Here is a 21,687-nt window from a genome sequence, read left to right on the forward strand (position 1 = left end):
ACCGTCATAAACACTTGCAAATTCGCTCATGAATGAATATAATTCACGCCATGAATGAAAATACATATCCCCGACACATGATGGCTGCGTTGAGCCAACGTTTACGCGTGATGCCTGCCGTTGTGGTTACCGGCGCCCGTCAGACTGGCAAGAGCACCCTGGTAAAGGTGCTTACGCAGGAAAAGCGTTCCTATTTTTCCCTGGATGACATGGATGTCTTCGAACTGGCGAGGGAAAATCCCGAATCACTGGTTGGTAGTGCGATGAACGTGACCCTCGATGAGGTGCAACGGGAACCCGACCTGCTAATCGCCGTAAAACGGGCGATTGATTCCGACCGGCAGTCCGGCCGATTTCTGCTGACCGGATCGGCTAATCTGCTCCTGATGCAGGGAGTATCCGAATCGCTCGCCGGTCGCGCCAGCTACCTTACCCTCTGGCCGATGACCCGGCGGGAGCAACTGGGCCTTGGCCGGTGTGGCATGTGGGAAGAACTGGTCGCGGCGAATGACGTCCAATGGCCCGATCTCCTCAGCGTAGACACATCTGGCCCGGAAGACTGGCAGGAATTTGCCCGACGCGGCGGATTTCCCACGCCCGCCGTCCACATGTCCCAGGCAGAGGATAGGATGGTCTGGTTCGATGGGTACGTTCGGACCTACCTGGAACGGGACCTTCAGATGCTTTCCTCCATCGCCGCCCTGCCTGATTTTCGCCGGCTGATGCGGGCAGCCTGTTTTCGTCTCGGGCAGCTCGTAAACCAGACGGAAATGGCCCGCGATCTATCACTGAAACAGCCCACGATACACCGCTATCTGAATTTACTGGAAACTTCGTACCTCCTGATTCGCTTGCCGGCCTATTCGGTGAACCGTACGAAACGTCTCCTCAAGTCTCCCAAGCTGTACTGGGGCGACGTCGGACTGGCGATGCACCTTTCCGGAATGGCCGAACCGACTGGCGCTCACCTCGAAAATCTGATTCTGCTTGATCTGCTGGTATGGCAATGCGGTCGGCTTCTGAACACGGAGATTCTCTATTGGCGGACGACGACGGGCGAAGAAGTGGATTTGGTAATCGAGACGGAGGGGAAGGTGCTGCCCATCGAGATTAAATCAACGTCCCGCCCCAGGGTGCGGGACGCTGCGAATCTGATTGCCTTCCAGCATGAGTACGGCAAAGATGCGCGCGCAGGGCTGCTGCTGCACAATGGCACGGAGATCGAATGGTTGACGCCCACCGTGCTGGCCGCGCCGTGGTGGAAGGTGATTTGAGATGAAGATAAACGACCTGCTTTCCAGTATAACTCTCGGCGAAGACAGCACCCGCCAGTTCAATGCCAACGTGAAGAACAACGATGCTCTGGCCTCGGAGATGGCAGCTTTTGCCAATTCCGAAGGCGGGACTATCTACATTGGCGTAGGGAATGATGGCTCCACGCCCGGCCTGACGCGGGAGGATGTCGCCCGGATCAACCAACTCATCAGCAACGTGGCCAGCCAGCATGTGCGAAGCCCGCTCACAGTGCAGACGGAAAATGTAGGCCTTCCCAATGGAAGCATCGTCATCGTTCTGACCGTACCCAGGGGGATTGACAAACCCTATTTCGACAAAAACGGCGTCATCTGGCTGAAATGCGGGGCGGACAAACGGCGGATCAATTCCAAGGAGGAGCTGCGCCGGCTCTTCCAGATTTCCGATCAGTTCCACGCCGATGAATTGCCCACCCGGGCGGGCATCGACAAACTCGACAAGCTGCGTTTTCGCGATTTCCTGCGCGATGTGTACAAGCAGGAATATCCCGACTCGCCCGCCGAACTTCTGCGGCTTTTACAGAACATGAACCTGGCCACCGCTGAGGGGATGCTGAATCTGGCGGGTGTCCTTCTGTTTGCCGAGCGTCCGGAGTGGATCAAACCCCAGTTTGTCGTCAAGGCGATCCGCTATCCGGGAAACGAAATCCACGTCAGCGACTATATCGATACCGAGGATTTTTCCGGTTCCCTGCGCAAGATGTTCGACGATTCCCTGGCGTTTGTCATGCGCAACCTGCACAAGGTGCAGGCCGGGCGCGGCGTCAATGCGCCGGGTCTGCCGGAGATCCCGGAGGCGGTTTTCGAGGAGCTTCTGGTCAATGCCCTGATCCATCGGGACTATCTGGTAAGCGCCACGATTCGTCTTTTCATCTTCGACAACCGCATCGAGATCATCAGCCCCGGCCATCTGCCCGATAACCTCACGGTGGAGAAAATTCGTACGGGGATGTCCAATATCCGCAACTCGATTCTGGTTTCCTTTGTGGCCAAGGGGCTTTTGCCCTATCACGGGCTCGGCTCCGGGATCAAACGGGCGCTGGAGGAATGGCCGGACATCGACTTTACCGATGATCGGGAAGTCTGCCTGTTCACCGCAACGGTTCACCGGAAAGCAATATCTGGTTCGGGAGAACTCACTGGTTTGCCGGAAAGTGCGGGGAAAACGTCGGGGAAAACGTCTGGGAAAACGTCGGGGAAAACGTCGGGGAAAACGTCGGGGAAAACGTCGGGGAAAATTCTGAATGCCATCCGTCAAAATGGTGAAATCACTATTCCGGAGCTGGCTTTGACCATCGGAGTGACGGAGCGATCCATTGAACGGAACATCCAACAGCTACAGAGTGACGGTCGTCTCCGCCGTGTTGGCCCGGCCAAGGGCGGGCATTGGGAAGTGATCGAAAAGAGTGAAGGATAATCGATTCGATAACGAGAAGTTTATGAAGAAACCTGCAACGTCTAAAACGCCCTCGATGGTTCGGGAAGACATACTGCCGGAGTATAATTTTGACTACCGGAAGGCCAAGCCCAACCGCTTCGCCGGCAGGAAGGAAGATCGGTGCGAAACTGCACAACCGATGGGCACAGGCGGAGGCGCCACGATGAGTGCGAAACTCTGTGTTTTTGTCAGTTCGGTCCAAAAGGAACTTGAGGACGAGCGCCTTATCGTCCAGAACCTGATTAACACCGACGCTTTCCTATCGGCCTACTGCACGCCCGTACTCTACGAGTTGGAACCGGCTTCCCCGGACAAGGCGCTGGAGGGATGCCTGCAATCGCTCGATGGCTGCCAGGTCTATCTGCTCATAGTAGGTATCGAATACGGCACGCCGGTGGGGGGACTGTCGATTACCCACGCCGAGTACCGACGTGCTAAGAAAAAAGCATTGCCCATACTGGCGTTCATCAAGGGCGACCGCAGCTTAAAAAGGGAGCGGGGGACATCAAAACTTCTTGCTGAACTCGATGCAGACGGGCCGAAATTCAAGCGTTTCGGCAACATCATCGAGCTCCAAAAGGAAGTCCGTGCTGCCTTGGTGAAGCTTCTTGCAGACAAATTCGGCATCGCCCCGTCCAGCGACGAGGATAAGATCGCCCAGCAGACCATAGAGGCCACCTCTTCGTTCGAATCGCAGCCGCTTGCTCGTCTCCGTTGGCAGGATCTTGACCACGAGGTGCTACGCAGATTGATTGCAGCGGCCGAGAACCGAGATGCGGGCAGTCTTTCGGCTGCGGATCTCTTATCCGGCGCCTCTGCTCGCGGCCTTGCCTGGCGTGACCAGGGCACAGGCTTAACCTACGCCACCGCTGCTGGCATTGTTCTCCTTGCCAAGGATCCCTCGATGGTGTTTCCCCAGTGCCGCATTCTCGCCGATGCCTACCGAAGTACTGAACCGGACGGCGACCCGCGGGACCACGAGGACATCCGGTCGCCCATGCCGTTGGCGATCGATCGCGCCATCGCCTTCATCGATCGCAACACCCGCCACCCGATGCGTATCGTCGGGCTCGAACGCCTGCGTCTTGACGAGTACCCTGTCGATGGTCTGCGCGAGGCGCTGGTCAACGCGGTGGCGCACCGCCAGTACGAGGACGCCGGTCGCAAGATCATCCTTGAGATCTTCGCTGATCGAGTCACCCTCTTGAGCCCTGGCCTTCCCCCTCGACCGCTCACGCTCGCCAACTTGCGCAAGGGGAAATACCGCCCCTGTTCGCGAAACCCTGTTCTGGCCCAGTGTCTGTCATACTTTCACCGAATAGAGGAACGCGGCAGCGGCTTCCGCCGGATGCACGACCAGATGCTCGACCACGGGCTCGATCCGCCGCTCCTTGGTACAGACATGGGCTATTTCCAGATTACATTCCCCGGTCCGGGCGATAACGTCGAGCGACTGCGAGTGCCTGAGAAGCGGCTTTTGGTGACCCCGGCGATCGAGGCGCGTCTGAATGATCGGCAAAAGGCGATATTGGCGTATATCCTGGAGCATGGATCGGTCACAAGCGGATGGTGTCGAAAAGAGTTTGGAGTTGCCTACCTGACCGTGTATCGCGACTTGACCGCGCTTCTCGAACTTGGAATCGTTCAAACCACCGGTCGCGGTCGAAGCACGAAATATATCATTGAAGGGGATCATGGTTAATCCATCACTTTTCTATCACCATATTGGCGGAATCTATCACCGGTCGTCCGAAATCGGCCGGAAAAGACCTGACGATGGGGCTGAATCGGCGACAAACAAAGGAAGTCGGCCGGAAAACTTCTGAAAACGGCATGAACTATAAGAAAAAACTCATTGAAGTCGTATTGCCGCTGGATGCCATCAACAGGGCGTCGGCTCGGGAGAAGTCTATCCGCCACGGGCATCCGAGCACACTGCATCTCTGGTGGGCGCGGCGGCCCCTGGCGGCGGTGTTGAAACGCTTCCATGGAACCGTGACTCTGGACCCCGCCCGTGTGGGGCGTGACGCCAGCCGTATCGCCGATGAGGTGATTGCCCATCTCTCCGGTCTGGTCGGTGCAAAGGTGACGGTCACGCTGGAGGTGGAGGCGGATATTCCCTCCGGCGCGCCCGATCGTGTGGTTCGCACCGTCACCGAAAACAGCCGGACGCTGAAATTTACAAGCCAGGAATTTGAAAAGGAATAAATGTTAATAATTTTAAGGGAATACAGTGCCCAGCAGCTTTGAAAATTTCATAGAAGATCGGGGTTTGCAACGACGAATGCTGCTGGCGGCGCTCTCGGGCGGGCTGCTTTTTTTCTCTTTTCCGAAATTCGGAAACGGCCTGGTTGCCTGGTTTGCCCTCTTGCCGCTGTTTTATGCGCTGAAAGGTTCAACGCCGGCGGAGGGCTTTCGGACGGGCTTCATTGCCGGAATGATTGCCAACACCGGCATTCTTTACTGGATTTCCTTCGTCGTCGTGCAATACGGCGGCCTGCCCATCTATGTCGGCATAGCGGTGATGCTGCTTCTTTCCGCGTACCTGAGCATATACACAGGACTTTTTGCGGCAGGAGTAGTTTTCTTCCGGAAAAGCGGACGCGATTCGCTGCTGGCCGTCCCGCTGGTGTGGGTTATCCTCGAGTTTGCCCGTTCCCAGCTCTTCACCGGTTTTCCCTGGGAAAATCTTGGCTATTCCCAGTATTTGAACGCAACCGCTATCCAGATAGCCGATATTACAGGTGTCTATGGGATATCGTTTGCGATCGTTTTGGTCAATGAGACAATCTTTGCAATTCTGGAAGCGCGTCCGGCAGGCAGTATGCCCATAAGGAAACTGCTGCCGGTGTTTGGCGTCATGCTGCTGATTTTTTTCTACGGTTATTTCCGGCTTGCCGACATTAAAGATTCCCTTATCGAAGCGCCGTCTGCCGAGGTGGTCCTTGTGCAGGGGAATATCGAGCAAAGCAGCAAGTGGGACCCCCGCTACCAATCGGAAACAATAGATATTTATGCCAGCCTTTCCCTCGCTTCGCTTCCGGCAAAAGGGGGCATCATCGTCTGGCCGGAGACGGCGGCGCCGTTTTTTTTCGGTTATCCATCTCCGTTGCAGAAAAAGGTGATGGCGCTGGCCCAGACGGCTGATCGCGCCCTGCTTTTCGGCAGCCCCCATTATGAACAGGAAGGCGCAACTGTAGCCTATATGAACAGCGCCTATCTGCTGGAACCGAGTGGGGCGGTTGCCGGGCGTTATGACAAGGTGCACCTTGTCCCTTATGGCGAATATGTCCCGCTAAAACGGTTATTTCCCTTTATCGGCAAGCTGGTGGCAGGCATCGGCGATTTTCGTTCTGGAAGTGATTTTGTTCCTCTTGTCAGCGGCAAGCGTCGTTTAGGGGTTTTTATCTGTTATGAGGGAATCTTTCCCGAGGCGGCCCGGGCGTACAAAAAGCGCGGCGCCGATCTGCTGGTAAATATCACCAATGACGCCTGGTTTGGAAAAACCTCCGCCCCGTATCAGCATCTGTCGATGACCGTCTTCCGGGCCGTGGAAACCAGGCTCTACCTCGTGCGGGCAGCCAATACCGGAATCAGCGCAATCATCGCTCCCACCGGCGCGATAAGCTCCCGGACGGCCATCTTCACCAGAACAGTTCTGAGGGGTGAAGTAAAATATATTGACAAAAAGACCTTTTATGCGGCATACGGCGACATCTTTGCATATATCTGTTTTATCATGCTGATCGCATATGGAATTATAATAAGAAGGAGAACAAGACATGCAGGAAGAAATACATGAAATGCTCATCGATTTAACCCAAAGACTGGAAAAATTTGGGGACTGTCTTTGACTTGCCTGAAAAAGAGTTGCGAATAAGGGAACTGGAAAAGGAATTGGAAAAGGCCGGTTTCTGGGATGACCCGGAGAAGGCCGGGACCCTGCTGAGGGAAAAGAGCAATCTGTCGGACATTGTAGTAAAGTGGAAAGGGCGCAGGGAGAGCCTGTCCGATTTTCGGGGACTTGCCGAGATGGCCGCGGCGGAAAAGGACAATAAGGCTGAAGAAGAGATAAAAAAAGAGCTCGCCCAGATCGACGCTGAGCTGCGCGATGAAGAGCTGAAAATGATGCTGGGCTCCGAGCAGGATGTGATGAATGCCATCATGTCGATCCACGCCGGTGCCGGGGGGACCGAGGCGCAGGATTGGGCCGAGATGATCCTGCGGATGTATCTGCGCTGGGCGGAAAGAAAAGGCTTTCAGACCGAGATCATAGATTACCTGCCGGGCGATGAGGCGGGTCTTAAGAGCGTCTCCTGGACGCTCAAGGGCGAGTACGCCTATGGCTACGCGAAGGCGGAGATCGGGATTCACCGGCTTGTGCGAATCTCCCCTTTTGACGCAGGGGCCAGACGGCATACATCCTTTGCGTCCGTCTTCGTCTTCCCGGAGGTTGATGACCGCATTATTGTCGAAATAGATGAAAAAGACCTGCGCATCGACACCTTTCGTTCCTCAGGCGCGGGCGGTCAGCATGTCAACAAGACCGATTCGGCGATCCGTATTACCCATCTGCCGACCGGGATTGTCGTGCAGTGTCAAAATGAGCGTTCGCAGCACAAAAACAAGTCAATGGCCATGAAATATCTGCGTTCGCGCATCTATGCGATGAAATTGAAGGAGCAGAACGAGAAGCTTGCCGAAGTGAATAAAACGAAAAAAAACATTAACTTTGGAAGTCAGATACGCTCCTATGTTTTGCATCCCTATAAAATGGTAAAGGATCATCGCACGGATTTGGAGACCGGCAATGTCAATCAGGTGCTCGATGGGGATATTGACCGTTTTATCGAGGGATATCTGATCCAGAATTGATTGTTAAAGTTGGCGAGACCTGCGTCTCAAGCCTGAGGAGATTCTGGTAATCTTCCTCGGTGTCAATGTCTAAATGGATGGCGCGATCGCTAACAGGCGTCTCCAGTATCTGATCGGCATACTCCGCGAAGATGGCTCTGGCGCCGCAATCACCGGTCAGCTCTGCTATTTTGGGGAAGGTCTGCCGGGCAAAGAGGGCGGGATTGCCGCGCACTCCTGCAAATACCGGGATAACAATGGGAGCTGGCGACCGATGATAGACTGCCAAGATGGCGTCTATTAATTCCGGACTGATGAGCGGCTGATCTCCGAGCAGGAATAATACCGCCTCTGTATCCGGTGTCAGCGCCTGCAAACCAGCCTTGAGAGAAGTGCTCTGACCGTCTTCGTAGTCGTAATTTATAACAGTCTTCAAATCCCGCCCCTGCAGCAAAGAGAGGATGCTCCGCGCCTGGTGACCGAGGATCACTACTACCTGGCTGAGCGACGACGCAAGGGCGGTGTCCACAACACATTCCAGGATGGTTTTTCCCCGAAAGGGGAGGAGTTGCTTCGCCCTGTTCATCCGGGAACCTGTTCCGGCAGCAAGGACCACCCCGGCAACGCGCGCAGGACGATTCATTACGCTCCCCCCAGGGGGTGAAACGAATGGATGCACACCCCCGCCAGCGCTTGCCCGACGACAACTCCCGCAACTTCGGGAAGTAGGCTATGGCGGAGCAATTCGGCAATCCGGGCGCCGCTCTCACGCCGCTTGCGGTCGTCGGCCTTGTTCAAAAAGATGAAGCGGCGGGCCTTGGGAGGGGCGCCCTTCAAGAGGCCGAGGGGGTTGACAAAGAGGCGCGTCAGCGCCGCCTCGGTAATCGTTTCTCCTGCAGAAAGCTCCATCAGCTCTCCGGCGCGCCCGGAACGGAAGACCAGCTTTTCATTTAACTCTGCCCCTACCGCCTCCAGTCCCGCCACTGCAACATGAATCGTCGTGCAGGAGGGAATGACCGGTTCGTGATCTTCCGGCGCCTTGAGGGGGCGCATCGCCGCTCCGTCGGCCTCCACGATGATCCAGTCGAAAAGGCCAGACTCTGCGAAGGTGCAGATTGTCTCCGGGGAAAAACCCTGGAGTTTGCCGGAATCCGCCAGGCGCATGGAGGCAGCGGTAACATGCCTGGCCGTTTGAATGCAGGCCGACGCCAGCCGCATTATCAACTCCGGGTCTCTGTCAATAAATACCTTTTCTGACTGCTCCGCGGTGGGCGGAAATATCCTGGTTGTGGTCGTGGTCAGCACCCTCATCCCGGCTCCAACCAACAGCCGGGCGAGCTGAAACATCAGACTCGTCTTTCCGCCACCCCCGGTCAGGCTCAATACTCCCCGCGATTCATTGCAAAATATCTCTTCGATCGTTCTCATGTGCCGCTTACCGGTTATAGGCGTTGAGCAGCGCTTCGAGAACGGCGCCGCCAAGGGCTCGGGCTTTTTCCGAGATGGTGCCGCAATAATCTGCTTTACCGCGCGGATCGACGTCGCCGATCTTGAGCCCCTTGGCGACGATAGACGCGGGCCTGATCAGGCCGCGCAGGATGCCGTCGATCTTCGCAGTTATCTCATCCGTGCCGATTCGGCCGATCACTTCCCCCTTGCGGATCAGATCGCCGATCTTCTTTTCGGAAGTGAAGATGCCGTCCGCCGGGGCGCGCAGCACCCGTTCCGCCGTGTAACCGCCGATATTGCCGGGGATGCCGGTATTCGCCTCGGCCATTCCCTCGGCAATCAGGCGGCCGAGATTGTGGCCGCGGTTAGTCTCGATCACTGCGTGACAGTCCACTCCGGCCGTGAAGCCGGGCCCCAGGGCGATCACCAGCGGGGCGTCTGCGATGGAAATCCCCAGGTTTCGTTTGGCCACTGTCGCATCGATAAGCACATCCGGCCGCAAGCGGTAAATGGCTTCTCCCGCCGGATCCACCTGGACGGCGATCTTCCCTGTCGCCCATGCGGCAGCAAGTTCGGCCTTGTCAACAACCTTGATTGCCTCGATTCCTTCCACTGTCATGCTCTTTTCATGGACCGCTTCGCAGAAGGAGACCTGCCGCCGGACGGCCAGGGGAGAACTGGTCTCTAACATCAGTATTCGCCTGAAGTTGGCGCAATAGAGCCGACAGGCGATGCCGGTGGCCTGCTCCCCGGCGCCCTTGATAATTATGAAGAGCTCTTTTAGCCGGATATCCACTTCATTCCAGTCCGTTATAGGTGGCGATAAGCTGGTTGGCGATGCTGATGGCGATCTCCCGCGGGGAATCGCCGCCGTTATCATGGCCGATTGGACAGCGGACAGAGGAGATATCCAACCCCTTTTTCTCCAGGTTTTGCTTGATGCCGGCCCATTTAGACTTGCTGCCGATCATGCCGAGGTAACGGGTCGGATGGGGCAGAACCTCCTCCAGCACCTGCTGATCGACAGCGCCGCTGTAGGTCTGGATGGCGACGAAGCTCCGCTGCGGATCCCAGTTGGTTTTTTCGATAAAATCGCTCCACTGGCACTGATGGCAGACCACGCTTTGCGGAATGGCCGGCGAGTTGATCCACTCTTCGCGCGTATCGATCAGGTGAATCCGGAAGGGGGTTCCTTCCATAACCTGACAGAGGGACTGACCGACATGGCCGGCGCCGAACAGGTAGAGCGAAGGGTTATCGTTGAGTACTTCCAGATATAATTCCATGGTTCCTCCACAGGCGGGAAATTCCCCTCTTGGTTTTAACGGTATCTCCGAGGTGGCGCCCTGCAAACTGTCGAAACATTTACGGGCGTCCTCCAGGGCGTAAAGCTCCGGCGTTCCGCCGCCTACCGTGCCGAAAAATATTCCGTTCGAAAGAACGATCATTTTGGCCCCCTGCTTGCGCGGGGTTGACCCGCTGCTCTTGGTGACCGTAACCAGTACGCACAACTGATCATTACGCCGCAGTTCTTCTAATTTGCCTATCCAGTCCCACATGCTTGCCTCCTTCCTCGACTTCCTCTTCACGCTTTTCCTTGAGAGCTTGCCATATCTTTTCGTAACTCAACGGCAGGCTGTTGACGCGCACTCCCATGGCGTCAAAAATGGCATTGGAGAACATTCCCAGGGTGGGATTGGTTGAGCCTTCGCCAATCTCCTTGACGCCCCAGGGGCCGCTTGGCTCATAGCTGTCGACAACCTCCGACTGGACCGGCGGCATATCCAGGGCGGTAAGCACCCGGTAATTGGCCAGGTCGGCGTTTTTGATCCTTCCCTTGTCGTCGAAAAGAACCTCCTCCCAGGATGCCTCTCCCATTCCCATGTACAGCGCTCCATGCACCTGCCCATGCAGCAGGCGCGGGTTGATCACTTTGCCGCAGTCGTGCACGTCCCAGATTCCCACCACTGTGATCTCCCCGGTCTCCTCGTCAATCGCCACCTCGCCCACCTGGACCCCGAAGCTGTAGGCCGGCGAGGTGCCAACCGCAGCTCCCTTGAAGGTTCCCCCCAGTTTGGGCGGCGTGTAGGCGCCTTTGCCGAGCAACGGCCCCCTGAGCACGAAATGCCGGCGCGCTGCCTCCTGAAAGGAAATGGTCTTATTGGCGCGGGATTTGGAAAAGATCACGCCCTCCTCACAGTCCAGATCAGCTACAGGCAGGGAGAGCATGGTTGAGGCCATTGCAAGGAGCTGTTTTTTGATCTCCTCGCCGGCCTGTTTGACGGCAGCCCCGGACATATAGGTTTGGCGGCTGGCGTAGGCGCCGAAATCGATGGGTGTAAGTTCGGTGTCCGCCGCGACTATCTTCATCTGTTCGTAGCGGTATCCCATTGCCTCTGCGGCCATCTGGCAAAGAACCGTATCAGAGCCCTGACCAATGTCGGCCGCGCCGGTGTAAAGAGTGGCCGATGTGCCGTCCTCATTGACCTTGATGACGGCTGCTGCATGGGGGAGATCGGTGCGATAGATGGAATAGCCGGCCCCGGTGACGAAACTGCCCGTTGCCACTCCAATGCCCCGGCCGTGGGGGAGATTTTTCTTTTTTTCATCCCAGCCCGAAATTACCCTTGCCCGCTCCAGACATTCACGGAGCTTGCAGGAGTTCACCTGAAAATCATTGGGTGTAACTGTATCCGGCCTGCGGGCATTGAGGAGCCGGATGTCCATCGGATCGATCCCCAGGTCGGCGGCAACATTGTCAAGGTGGCTCTCAAAGGCATACTTGGGCTGGGGGGCGCCATGTCCGCGCTGGGCGCCGCAGGCAGGCAGATTGGTATAAACCCGGAACATGTCGAACTTGTAGTTGTCAAATTCATAGGTCAGGGGCAGCAGTGCCCCGGCGTAGTAGGCGCTGGCTATCCCGAGGCTTGTGTAGGCGCCTCCGTCCATGATGAAGTTGGCCTTGACGGCAAGGATCTTCCCTTTCTTATCGACGCCGGTGGTGATCTCCATGTGCTGGGCGTGCCGCCCCCGGTTATGGGCAAACATCTCAGCCCGGTCGTAAAACATCCGCACCGGCCGTCCGGTAAGTTTTGCCAGCACCGAACCGGCGAATTCAAGCCCGGTCGGCTCCATTTTACCGCCGAAGCCGCCTCCCACATGAGGTTTGATGATCCGGACATCCCCCATGGGCAGGTCGAACTGCCGGGCTATGTAGTGCTGGAAGTAGTGGGGAGACTGGGTGCTCGCATAGATAGTGAGCTTTTTTCCATCCCACATGGAGATGGAGGAGTGCGGCTCGATGGGGGACTGGTATGCGCGCTGCCCCCGGAAGGTGTCGGTGCGCACGTGGAAGGAAGCGGCCAGGGCCTGCTCCACATCGCCGAACTCCTGATGGATCTCTGTGTTGATGTTACGCTTGTACTCGTCGTGAATCAGGGGTTGTCCCTCATCCATGGCATGGATGTAATCGAGCACTGCCGGCAGCTCTTCGTACTCTATCTTGATGAGTTTCAGGGCCTTGTAGCAGGTTTCTTCATCCACGCAGCACACAGCGGCAACCTTGTCGCCGACGAAACGCACCTTGTCGCTGCAGAAGATGTTCTCGTCCCAGCGCGCCGGACTGAGCCCATACTTCATGGACGGCACATCCTTGTGGGTGATGATTGCCTTTACACCGGGGAGTTTTTCAGCCGCGGAGGCATCAATGGAAATGATCCGGGCATGGGCGTGGGGACTTGTCAGGATCTTTCCGAAAAGCATATTGGGAAATTTCAGGTCGCCGGTGTACTTCGCGGCGCCCGTTACCTTATCCGGGCCGTCGATGCGCTGGACGCTGCGGCCGATTACTTTATAGTTGTTGCTCATCGGGGTTCTCCTTCTTCGTGATCGGCAGGGGTGATCTCCCCACGGGAAGCGGCGAGGACGGCTTCAACAATATGGACGTATCCCGTGCAGCGGCAGAGGTTGCCGGCAATGGCCTCCCGCACTTCCCGTTCAGAGGGGTGGGGGTTGCGGGTCAGAAGGGCCTTGGCTGAAAGCACCATGCCGGGGGTGCAGTAGCCGCATTGCACTGCGGCATGGTTGAGCATCGACTGCTGGATGTCGTCAAGCTTGCCATTGGCGGCGACCCCCTCGATGGTCGTGATTTCCCGACCGTCGGCTTCCACGGCCAAAACCATACACGAGTCAACCGGCTTGCCGTCCAAAAGCACGGTGCAGGAGCCGCAGTCGCCGAGCTCGCATCCCTTCTTGGTGCCGGTGAGATTGAGATCGTCGCGCAGCACGTTGGTCAGGATGGCATTCCCCTTCACCAGCAAGGAATGGGAATCGCCGTTTACATTAATGGTGATCAGGTAGCGCTTTACCCCGTTGTTATCAGTTATAACCTGTGACATATCATTGCCTCCTTACACGTGACCTTTATCGATTGCCTTGCGAAGGGCGCGCTTTGTCAACACCTCCACCAGGTTCCTGCGGTACTCGGCAGAGCCGCGGATGCTGTCCCGGGGACGGCTCTCTGTGGCCGCCAGTTTCCCTGCCTGCGCCAGAAGTTCGTCGCTGATCTTTTTACCAGACAGGCAGCTTTCAGCATTGCGAGCCCTCATCACCGTAGGAGCGGCGGAGGCCAGAACGACCCGTGCCTCGCGCAAGGTGTCTTTCTGTACCGTAACCGAAACGGCAACGCCGGTAACGGCCAGGGCGCCGGAACGACGCAGGCCGAACTTGATGTAGGTGCTGCCGGTTGTGGACTGCTCCGGAATTGTTACATCGGCAAGTATCTCGCCCGGGAAAATCCGGGTCTGGGCCGCCCCGCAGAAGAAATCCTCCAGCGCCATGCTCCGCTCGCCTTGGGCGGATACCAGGCGAATGCTTGCCTTGAGCGCAATCAGGATCGGGGGGAGATCGGCGGAAGGGACGCCGTTTACTATATTTCCTCCCAGCGTCCCCAGGTTGCAGATCTGGTTCGAGGCCATGGTGTGGGCCGCCATCGGGAGCGAGAGAAAGAGCTCCTGTAAAAGCGGCGAGTTATATATTTCATTGTGCCGGGTGAGCGCCCCGATGACAATGCCGCGGCCGGATTTGCTCCGGATATTCCGGAGTTCGTCTAAGCGCTTGAGAGAGACCAGATGCCCCGGGGCCAGTTTCCCCGTCTTCATCTTGTGAAGAACGTCCGTTCCGCCGGCCAGCACTGTGGCATTTCCTCCGAGTTCGGCCAGGAGCGCACAGGCCTCCTTCAGAGTCTCCGGGGCATGATACTCAAAATCAGGCATGTTCATCTTTCATCTCCTTCAAATTCTTAAAATAGACGAGGCAATTGCGCTTCCTGATACCTCGTATGCGATGTATATAGGTAAAAAATTTCACTCCGCTACTCCTTGATATCACGCAGGAAACGTTTAAAGAGAAGCTTTTCTTCCAAGCTGAAATTATTCAACAATTCATTATTTGTGCGTTCGATGACAGATTTTAGATCGGTTATTGCTGCCCGCGCTTTTTCCGTCAGTGAGACTCTTCCCACCCTTCCGTCATCGGGATCAGTTTCTCGCCGCAGCCATCCTGCGGCAACCAGGCGCTCCAGCACCCCTGCCAGCGTAGCCGTATCCAAAGCAATTCGCCTGCCGATTTCTCCTACGGAAAGCCTGTCTTCCTCCCAGAGAGATTCCATGACCAGGCATTGCATAGGGGTTAACCCGAAAGTGCGGAGTTTCCCCTTCAAGGCGCTCTGGGCCCGCTGGTGGGCTTTGGCAAGTAAAAAAACTATATTTTCCCTATACGAAGTCATTTTCAAAAATCCTCTTGTATGCAAGATAACAACAACGGAAAAACATGTCAAGGGAAAAAATGCGCGCTGGAGATATCGAACTTTTCATTGAGGACATACGATGTAGTATTGATTGTCCGGGCCGACACAAAGGGCCTGTCCACAAATAACCTGGGCAAGATTGCGCTCAGATTTGGGTTGGATTTGGTTGCGGCGATTGAACAAAACCGCAGACGTAGCAGCGCTACGTTGAGGATTTTGTGATTGAGCCACAGCCAAAGATGGCCCAAAGATGAGATGCAAGATGTTCAGGTTATTTTTGGACAGGCCCAAAGCTAAGGCGGACAAACGTCCGCAAGGTCGCCCGCCAGGCCGGTTGAAATCATTTAGGGGAGATGCCTGGGATGTTCGGGAAAATAAACGTTGGTGGAGAATAAAAAATATGATAGGAGAACCAGCCGAACGTACTACAAATATTGTACAGGCAGGTGGATTCATTCGTTGTAACAGGGAGAGTCATCTCTTCCTGTTGTAAGATTAAAGATGGACGGAGAAAAAAAATGATTAAAATCAGCCGGCCGAATACTGCGACAATAGTTGCTGTATTTTTGTGTTTAAGCGTCTTCATGTTTTCAGCATGTGCAACCCTCTCGACGGAAACTGCCGGAAACGAAAGCGTCGCACCCCAAAGCAATGGTCGCACTGAGAATGCTCCGTCAGCAGCTTTCCCTTCCCCAACTGGGAAAGCCACTGCCGAAAAGTCGGGGGTTTCAACCGGGGCGAAATTATCTCAGGTCGCTGCTCCCCTTAAGGAAACGGACCTCGTTAAAAATTCAGTTTCCCTTTCCGCAAACAGCAGGGCGATTGTTTCCGCGCCGGCGAATCCACCGCCTGTTATAAAACATAAACCATACACAAGGGATGATCTGATGGACTCTTCTCTTGTAGATTATGAAAAAGATCCCTCGAAGAATAAAAATTCAGCGGAAGTTGAGAATGAAAAGGATATCATGGAAGAGGCGCTTGTTCTTTTGGACGAGTCGCACAAATACTGGGCAAAAGGCGAGCTGGACGATGCCCTGCAGATGCTCGATCAGGCGTATGCCCTGTTGCTCGATACCAACGGCAATCCTGAAATTGCCAGGCAGAAGGACGATCTTCGCCTGATAATTTCCAAGAGGATTCTCGCCGTTTATAATTCCTTTCCCACTGCCGCCAAGGGGAAGCGCGGGGAAATACCTTTAATATCCAATGCCGACGTTGAAAAGGAGATACGTTCCTTTCAAAACTATGAGCGCGATTTTTTTATATCCTCTTATTACCGCTCCCTTATCTATCGCCCGAAAATTTCGGCGGAGCTCAAGAAAGCGGGATTGCCGGATGAGCTCTCCTGGCTGCCCCTCGTGGAAAGCGGCTTTAAAATAAACGCCCTTTCTTCTGCAAGGGCGCTGGGTCTATGGCAGTTCATCCCCTCGACCGGCTACAAGTACGGTCTGAATCGGGATGACTGGGTTGATGAACGGATGGATATTGAAAAATCCACGAGGGCGGCAATTGCGTATTTCAAAGACCTCCATGCGATGTTCGGAGACTGGCTTACCGTTTTGGCCGGATACAATTGCGGGGAGGGACGGGTCGCGCGCACAATTGCCTCTCAGCAGATAAACTACCTGGATCGCTTCTGGGATCTATATCAGAAACTGCCCAATGAAACTGCGCGCTATGTTCCCCGGTTTATTGCGACGCTGCTGGTCGTTAAAGACCCCGCAAAGTACGGGTTCGACTTTACAGCGGAAAAGAGCAAATACGACGTGTCCGCCTATGAAACGGTTGAGACAACCAAGTCAATGCGTTTACAGGACATTGCGGCAAAACTGGAAGTATCGGAAGAAAACTTGATTATCCTGAATGCCGAACTGCGGCTTAAAACAACTCCGAACAAACCGTACAAGTTGAAGGTCCCGTCAGGCAATGCCGACAAACTCCTGCAGCTTGCCGCCGACATTCCCAATGCCGACATTCCCCGCGCCTCTTCCCGGACGGTAAAAGGCGTTTTCATAAAATACAAGGTGCGCAGGGGAGAAACCCTGGGATACATCGCAGAAAAATACAGAACATCCGTAAGCTCAATACGTTCCGCCAACAAGTTGTCCAATAGAGGATTGTATGCCGGGCAGAAATTGAATATCCCGATTACGAAAACGAGCGTTTCGACAACTTCTGTAAGTTCTTCGGTGACTGCCAAGGCGAGCGTCCATAAAGTCAAGAAGGGCGATACCCTTGCGAAACTTTCCGATACCTATCACGTTTCCGTGGCCGATCTGAAGAAGATCAACAATCTGAAGAAGGATGTCTTGAAGATCGGACAAACCATCCGGCTTTCACAGAAGGAAGAGAAGGACTCGAAAAAAGCGTCGATTCCCCAGAAGGGCAAGGCGGAAGCCAAGACATACAAGGTGAAAAAGGGGGATAATCTTGCCAGGATAGCAAAAGAAAAAGGGGTTGCCCTCCAGAAGTTGCTGACCCTAAACAAGCTGACCCTCAAGGACGATATCTATCCAGGTCAGGAGATACTTGTTCAATAGTTCAATCCAGACGGTAATTTCTCAACAGAAAAAATAATTCATCCTCTTTTACTTTCATCCGCGCCACTTCCTCCGGAAGGGTATTTTCGTGGTTATACCCAAGCAGGTGCAGAATGCCGTGGATCAGCAGGAATTCCAGCTCGTCCATTAGCGGCAGCTCCGCGCAAGCGGCGTCCCGCGCGGCCGTTTCTGCCGAAATGATGATATCCCCCAATACCTCAGGGTGAATATCCCCCCCCTCGCCCTCCGTCATCGCAAAAGAGATGACATTGGTCGGCCGGTCCCGGTCGAGATAGTCGCGGTTTATGGCCTGTATCTGTGCATCGTCCACGATAAGGACGCTCACTTCGCCGTTTTCCCGCTTAAGTTCCTTCAGAAGTCTCTTTAAACTCCGACGGAGCCTGCTTTTATTGATCGTTTCTTTTTTCTGTTTATTGTGAAGCGAAACCGTCACGGTTTTTTCCTCCCGCTCTTTTGCTCCCCCTGATCGTAAGCGCGAATTACCTGCTGTACGAGAGGATGACGCACCACGTCCCGATCGGAGAAATAGATGAAACGTATTCCCTCGATGCGATTCAGCAAATTCTTAGCTTGGACGAGTCCCGAAACCTTGTCCGGGGGGAGATCGATCTGGGTTATGTCGCCGGTAACAACTGCCTTTGACCCATAACCGAGTCGCGTCAAAAACATCTTCATCTGCTCGGGGGTTGTGTTCTGGGCTTCATCGAGAATGACAAAGGAATCGTTCAGCGTGCGCCCCCTCATAAAGGCAAGCGGTGCGACCTCGATTACGCCCTTGTGGATCAACGCCTGGGCCCTGTCAAAATCAATCATGTCGAACAGGGCGTCATACAGGGGACGGAGATATGGGTTGACCTTTTCGGCAAGATCGCCGGGTAGGAAGCCCAGTTTTTCTCCGGCTTCCACGGCTGGGCGGGCAAGCGAGATGCGGCTTACCTTCTTTTCCATTAATGCGGCGACGGCCATGGCCATTGCCAGGTAGGTCTTGCCGGTTCCCGCCGGTCCGATGCCGAAGACCATATCGGAGGTTCTGATCGCGTCTATATAGCTTTTCTGCGAGAGGCTTTTGGGGGTGATAATGCGTTTTTTCGAAGAGATGAAGATCGTATCGAGAAATATTTTCTCCAAGTCAGCATGGGAATCCTCCGCAAGGATTTTATGGGCCTGTTCGATGTCGAGCGGAAAAATGTTATAACCTTTGCTCGTTATTTCATAGAGTTGCAAAAAGAGATTTTTAGCGTGCAGGATTAAAGATTTGTCACCGCCGAGAACAACGGCATTGCCGCGAACGGCGATCTTTACCGCCGCGAGTTTTTCAATCAGCCTTAAGTTCCGGTCATGCTCTCCGCACAGCGTGCGCAGGGAATCATTGTCGCTAAAACTCAGTTTTTCCAGAATTTCCGGCGCTGTCGTTTTTTTCAAAGTTCCGCAATTCCTCCTGCGTTTTTTTTCTATCCCGCGCTTTAAGGCGCCCGTAAATTTTAAAGAATGAAAATATTACTCCGACGCTGCTCACCAGAATCATGAAGCTGGCGGAGAAAAAATACATGATGAAATCCAAGGGGTTTTTTAATGAATAGGCGCCGATCAGGGTTTCTATGCCGTAAAGCAGAAAAAAGAGGGAAATCAGCCCCATCAGAGTTATTTTCGCCCACCAGAACAGTGCAAGCAAGGGACTCAATTTTTGATTTTCCGTCCGCAAATCAAATTACCCCAACAGGATGGATCGTAATGGACAAAAGCGGCATTTTAAAGGACCTTCGTTTGAGGCTGAAGAAGTTTTCAGGAAAACTGCCGATAAGGTGACGACGAAATCCGCTCGTGCCGTTTTGTCTTGGCGCTGGAAAGTCGGTACATGAAAAAATTGGCCCTCAAGCGGTGCCAAAGCACCAAAGGGTCCTGCTGCTCTTTAAATGTTGCAATCCAGCAGTCCGACTCAATAGCGAACACAGCAGACCCCGCCGTCGGCATCCATATACTAACATCGAAAAAGCTTGTCAAGCATCTTTACGATCCCGGTACGGTAAATTTGTTCTCACTGTCGGACAGAAGGGATATGAGCGATATTGAGTTATGAGAGGAGCTCAAGGGTCAAAACAGCGGCAGGGTAGGGTTAATGCCTTTTTAACATTGGCAAGACTGGTTTTAAGCGAACGAAGGATGCAGTCAGACCAGTGCACTGCTCAAGGGAGAGTGCATCTGGGTATGTTTTTTTGGCATCATGCGGACAAAATCAGCGGTTCGATGCCAACACGCTCAAGTATGTGTTCATGGCAACCAGCGCGAATTTCGGAAACACGTTCAGCATGGCCGGGGCTTCGCTGTTCCTGCCGTTTTTGCCGATGCTGCCGAAGCAGATTCTGCTGATCAACTTTCTGACCGACCTGCCGGAGATGACCATCGCCGGCGACCGGATAAAAAATAATAGCTGAGCGTGTATTCCACCTGCCCAAAAGCATTGCATTCAAAGAACTTGGTCTTTCCCGCGCGAATGGTCAGGGTTTTGATGTCGCGCTTGTCGTTATAGGTCGCGGTGATGGAGCCGAGTCCGTTCTTGAGCTCGCTGAGATCCACATTGTTTGCGGCATAGGTCAAATTGGTGGCAACTCCCCTTGGATCTTGGAGGTATGTCACTTTTTCTTTGAATGGTTCGCGTTACCTTGAAAAGCCGGCGTCGGGCTGGCGTGAGATTCTTTCGTCAGCCCGGCGCTTGAGGGCCTGTCTTACTTGAGCGTTATTCCGACAAAAAGGGCGCTTTGTCCCCGCTGGACAAGAAGTAGAAGGCCGTCGCCCTTTTTCACCTTTTCTACCTCCTTGACAAACTCGCTTACATTCTTGACTGGCTTGCGGTTGACCGACTCGATAACATCGCCGGGCTGAATCCCCGCGTCCTCCGCCGGGCTTCCGGATTCAATATCGGTTACGACCACCCCGGCAGTCTGCTTCAGCCCGAGCTCCCGGGCCACCTGAGGCGTCAGGTTCTGCACGGAAACCCCAAGGGTAGGCTGTCCGGGAGTTTTCAGCCCGGCGCTCTTTTCCTCCTCCATCTCGCCGATCTTTGCCTGCAGTTTTATCTCTTTTCCATCCCTTATCACCGTTACCGCTACCTCTTTCCCGATTGGAGTGGCGGCGACAATCCGCGGCAGATCCTTGGAATTTTCAACCTTTCGTCCATCAAAATTGATGATGACATCACCCTGTTTGATTCCTGCCTTGTCGGCCGGTTCACCCGGAAGCGTCTGCGAAACGAGGGCGCCTTTGGTTGCGCCGAGACCAAGCGATTTTGCCAGTTCCGGGGTTACATCCTGAATCGTTACGCCCAGCAATCCCCGAGTGACATGCCCCCGTTTCTGAAGCTGCGGGGCGATCTCCTTGGCCATATTAATCGGAATCGCAAATCCTATTCCCTGCCCGGATGCGATAATGGCCGTGTTGATGCCGATAACCTCTCCCAGCATGTTGATCAACGGACCGCCGCTGTTGCCGGGGTTAATCGAAGCGTCGGTCTGGATGAAGTTGTCATAGGGCCCGGAGCCGATCACCCGGCCCTTGGCGCTGACAATTCCTGCGGTAACCGTCTGCTCGAGTCCAAAGGGACTTCCGACCGCCAGCACCCAGTTTCCCACCTTCATGTCATCGGAATTGCCGAGTTTCAGCGGCTGTAGATCGGCTGAAGCCTTAATTTTGATGAGGGCCAGATCGGTTTTGGGATCACGGCCGATGATCTTGGCGTCAAACTCCTTCCCATTCGTCAGCTTTACCTTGATCTGGCCGGCATCATCTACGACATGATTGTTGGTCAGGATGTAACCGTCGTTGTTCATGATGAAGCCGGAACCTATTCCTTGCTGTCTCCTCTCGGGATGCCTGTTTCTGAAATCGCCAAACGGCCCGAAAAAATCACCGAAGGGATTACCTTCGCCGAATGGGTTTCCCCCGAATCTTTCCAATCCGGTGTCCCTGATTTTTTTACTGACCTGAATGTTGACGACGCCAGACCTCACTCTTTCTGCCAGATCGCTGAAATTGTTGGGAATCATCGCTGACCCGGCAAAAGACCCCGCCGCTTGCGCTGTTCGCGTCTCGCCCGTTTTACCGGCAGCGTTCATTCCGTAACCCAACCCGGCAACCGCGACCGTCAAAAACAGGACAACCACTGCCATCTTGATATTATTCTTTACCTTCATGACCTATCCTCCTCGTTAAAATTTTGGCTTGATATCAGCCCCTTTTTTATTTTTAATCCATTATAATGATCGAACC

19 protein-coding genes are annotated in these 21,687 nt (G+C 54.6%); 8 read left to right on the plus strand and 11 right to left on the minus strand.

Annotated elements, in window-relative coordinates; genetic code table 11:
- The first annotated feature begins 89 nt into the window (after positions 1–89).
- The 6 genes from M0P74_06885 to prfB all read left to right on the plus strand — a co-directional run bounded on the left by M0P74_06885 (position 90) and on the right by prfB (position 7,626).
- Positions 90–1,274: an ATP-binding protein gene (locus M0P74_06885; protein ID MCK9363305.1), complete on the plus strand. Its 1,185-nt coding sequence runs from the start codon at positions 90–92 to the stop codon at positions 1,272–1,274.
- 1 nt (position 1,275) lies between these two features.
- A complete protein-coding gene (locus tag M0P74_06890) occupies positions 1,276–2,730 on the plus strand; it encodes a putative DNA binding domain-containing protein (GenBank protein MCK9363306.1) in 1,455 nt (484 codons plus the stop codon).
- A gap of 22 nt (positions 2,731–2,752) precedes the next feature.
- On the plus strand, positions 2,753–4,453 hold the full coding sequence (locus M0P74_06895; GenBank protein ID MCK9363307.1) for a helix-turn-helix domain-containing protein: 1,701 nt from the start codon (positions 2,753–2,755) through the stop codon (positions 4,451–4,453).
- Between the two features lie 23 nt (positions 4,454–4,476).
- Entirely contained in the window at positions 4,477–4,959 is a 483-nt protein-coding gene (locus M0P74_06900; GenBank protein ID MCK9363308.1) for a DUF1156 domain-containing protein, read from the plus strand.
- Between the two features lie 64 nt (positions 4,960–5,023).
- Positions 5,024–6,553, plus strand: a complete 1,530-nt coding sequence (gene lnt / locus M0P74_06905) for an apolipoprotein N-acyltransferase (protein ID MCK9363309.1) — start codon at positions 5,024–5,026, stop codon at positions 6,551–6,553.
- A protein-coding gene (prfB, locus tag M0P74_06910; protein ID MCK9363310.1) for a peptide chain release factor 2 occupies positions 6,534–7,626 on the plus strand; the annotation gives its coding sequence in 2 pieces (ribosomal slippage) (positions 6,534–6,602 and positions 6,604–7,626; 1,092 coding nt in all). The genes lnt and prfB overlap by 20 nt, the downstream gene beginning before the upstream one ends.
- On the opposite strand, the gene mocA is transcribed toward prfB, so the two are convergent.
- The 8 genes from mocA to M0P74_06950 all read right to left on the minus strand — a co-directional run bounded on the left by mocA (position 7,598) and on the right by M0P74_06950 (position 14,839).
- On the minus strand, positions 7,598–8,248 hold the full coding sequence (gene mocA, locus M0P74_06915; protein MCK9363311.1) for a molybdenum cofactor cytidylyltransferase: 651 nt from the start codon (positions 8,246–8,248) through the stop codon (positions 7,598–7,600). The two genes, prfB and mocA, sit on opposite strands and share 29 nt — an antisense overlap.
- Positions 8,248–9,033, minus strand: coding sequence for a selenium cofactor biosynthesis protein YqeC (gene yqeC / locus M0P74_06920; GenBank protein MCK9363312.1), 786 nt, complete (start codon positions 9,031–9,033; stop codon positions 8,248–8,250). The genes mocA and yqeC overlap by 1 nt, the downstream gene beginning before the upstream one ends.
- A gap of 7 nt (positions 9,034–9,040) precedes the next feature.
- Complete coding sequence (gene yqeB / locus M0P74_06925) at positions 9,041–9,850, minus strand: selenium-dependent molybdenum cofactor biosynthesis protein YqeB (GenBank protein MCK9363313.1); 810 nt, start codon at positions 9,848–9,850, stop codon at positions 9,041–9,043.
- Position 9,851: 1 nt separating this feature from the next.
- Positions 9,852–10,613: an XdhC family protein gene (locus M0P74_06930; GenBank protein ID MCK9363314.1), complete on the minus strand. Its 762-nt coding sequence runs from the start codon at positions 10,611–10,613 to the stop codon at positions 9,852–9,854.
- The gene (hcrA, locus tag M0P74_06935) at positions 10,573–12,921 is read right to left on the minus strand and encodes a 4-hydroxybenzoyl-CoA reductase subunit alpha (protein ID MCK9363315.1); all 2,349 of its coding nucleotides are present in this window, start codon (positions 12,919–12,921) and stop codon (positions 10,573–10,575) included. Before hcrA ends, M0P74_06930 begins: the two co-directional genes overlap by 41 nt.
- On the minus strand, positions 12,918–13,451 hold the full coding sequence (locus M0P74_06940; GenBank protein MCK9363316.1) for a (2Fe-2S)-binding protein: 534 nt from the start codon (positions 13,449–13,451) through the stop codon (positions 12,918–12,920). The genes hcrA and M0P74_06940 overlap by 4 nt, the downstream gene beginning before the upstream one ends.
- 12 nt (positions 13,452–13,463) lie before the next feature.
- Positions 13,464–14,333 (minus strand): xanthine dehydrogenase family protein subunit M, encoded by an 870-nt coding sequence (locus tag M0P74_06945; GenBank protein ID MCK9363317.1) that lies wholly within the window; start codon positions 14,331–14,333, stop codon positions 13,464–13,466.
- Positions 14,334–14,425: 92 nt separating this feature from the next.
- Entirely contained in the window at positions 14,426–14,839 is a 414-nt protein-coding gene (locus tag M0P74_06950) for a MarR family transcriptional regulator (GenBank protein ID MCK9363318.1), read from the minus strand.
- Positions 14,840–15,747: 908 nt separating this feature from the next.
- Between M0P74_06950 and M0P74_06955 the strand changes: the two genes are divergently transcribed.
- Positions 15,748–17,403, plus strand: coding sequence for a LysM peptidoglycan-binding domain-containing protein (locus tag M0P74_06955; protein ID MCK9363319.1), 1,656 nt, complete (start codon positions 15,748–15,750; stop codon positions 17,401–17,403).
- Position 17,404: 1 nt separating this feature from the next.
- On the opposite strand, the gene ybeY is transcribed toward M0P74_06955, so the two are convergent.
- Together ybeY and M0P74_06965 are read right to left on the minus strand one after the other, a co-directional pair.
- On the minus strand, positions 17,405–17,857 hold the full coding sequence (gene ybeY, locus M0P74_06960) for an rRNA maturation RNase YbeY (protein MCK9363320.1): 453 nt from the start codon (positions 17,855–17,857) through the stop codon (positions 17,405–17,407).
- Positions 17,854–18,846 (minus strand): PhoH family protein, encoded by a 993-nt coding sequence (locus M0P74_06965; protein ID MCK9363321.1) that lies wholly within the window; start codon positions 18,844–18,846, stop codon positions 17,854–17,856. The genes ybeY and M0P74_06965 overlap by 4 nt, the downstream gene beginning before the upstream one ends.
- 791 nt (positions 18,847–19,637) lie before the next feature.
- Between M0P74_06965 and M0P74_06970 the strand changes: the two genes are divergently transcribed.
- A complete protein-coding gene (locus M0P74_06970) occupies positions 19,638–19,856 on the plus strand; it encodes a hypothetical protein (GenBank protein ID MCK9363322.1) in 219 nt (72 codons plus the stop codon).
- 291 nt (positions 19,857–20,147) lie between these two features.
- Here M0P74_06970 and M0P74_06975 read toward each other — a convergent pair whose 3' ends face one another.
- The gene (locus tag M0P74_06975) at positions 20,148–21,611 is read right to left on the minus strand and encodes a DegQ family serine endoprotease (GenBank protein ID MCK9363323.1); all 1,464 of its coding nucleotides are present in this window, start codon (positions 21,609–21,611) and stop codon (positions 20,148–20,150) included.
- Between the last annotated feature and the right edge of the window lie 76 nt (positions 21,612–21,687).

The sequence above is a fragment of the Syntrophales bacterium genome (assembly GCA_023229765.1).
Taxonomy (GTDB): Bacteria; Desulfobacterota; Syntrophia; order Syntrophales; family UBA5619; genus DYTH01.

Bases quoted from the DNA above. Each gene is read 5' to 3' on its own strand.
- yqeC (MCK9363312.1), bottom strand. From the start codon at position 9,033: ATGAGAACGATCGAAGAGATATTTTGCAATGAATCGCGGGGAGTATTG.
- M0P74_06950 (MCK9363318.1), bottom strand. From the start codon at position 14,839: ATGACTTCGTATAGGGAAAATATAGTTTTTTTACTTGCCAAAGCCCAC.
- M0P74_06945 (MCK9363317.1), bottom strand. From the start codon at position 14,333: ATGAACATGCCTGATTTTGAGTATCATGCCCCGGAGACTCTGAAGGAG.
- M0P74_06940 (MCK9363316.1), bottom strand. From the start codon at position 13,451: ATGTCACAGGTTATAACTGATAACAACGGGGTAAAGCGCTACCTGATC.
- M0P74_06955 (MCK9363319.1), top strand. From the start codon at position 15,748: ATGGACTCTTCTCTTGTAGATTATGAAAAAGATCCCTCGAAGAATAAA.
- M0P74_06975 (MCK9363323.1), bottom strand. From the start codon at position 21,611: ATGAAGGTAAAGAATAATATCAAGATGGCAGTGGTTGTCCTGTTTTTG.
- M0P74_06890 (MCK9363306.1), top strand. From the start codon at position 1,276: ATGAAGATAAACGACCTGCTTTCCAGTATAACTCTCGGCGAAGACAGC.
- M0P74_06895 (MCK9363307.1), top strand. From the start codon at position 2,753: ATGAAGAAACCTGCAACGTCTAAAACGCCCTCGATGGTTCGGGAAGAC.
- mocA (MCK9363311.1), bottom strand. From the start codon at position 8,248: ATGAATCGTCCTGCGCGCGTTGCCGGGGTGGTCCTTGCTGCCGGAACA.
- M0P74_06930 (MCK9363314.1), bottom strand. From the start codon at position 10,613: ATGTGGGACTGGATAGGCAAATTAGAAGAACTGCGGCGTAATGATCAG.
- hcrA (MCK9363315.1), bottom strand. From the start codon at position 12,921: ATGAGCAACAACTATAAAGTAATCGGCCGCAGCGTCCAGCGCATCGAC.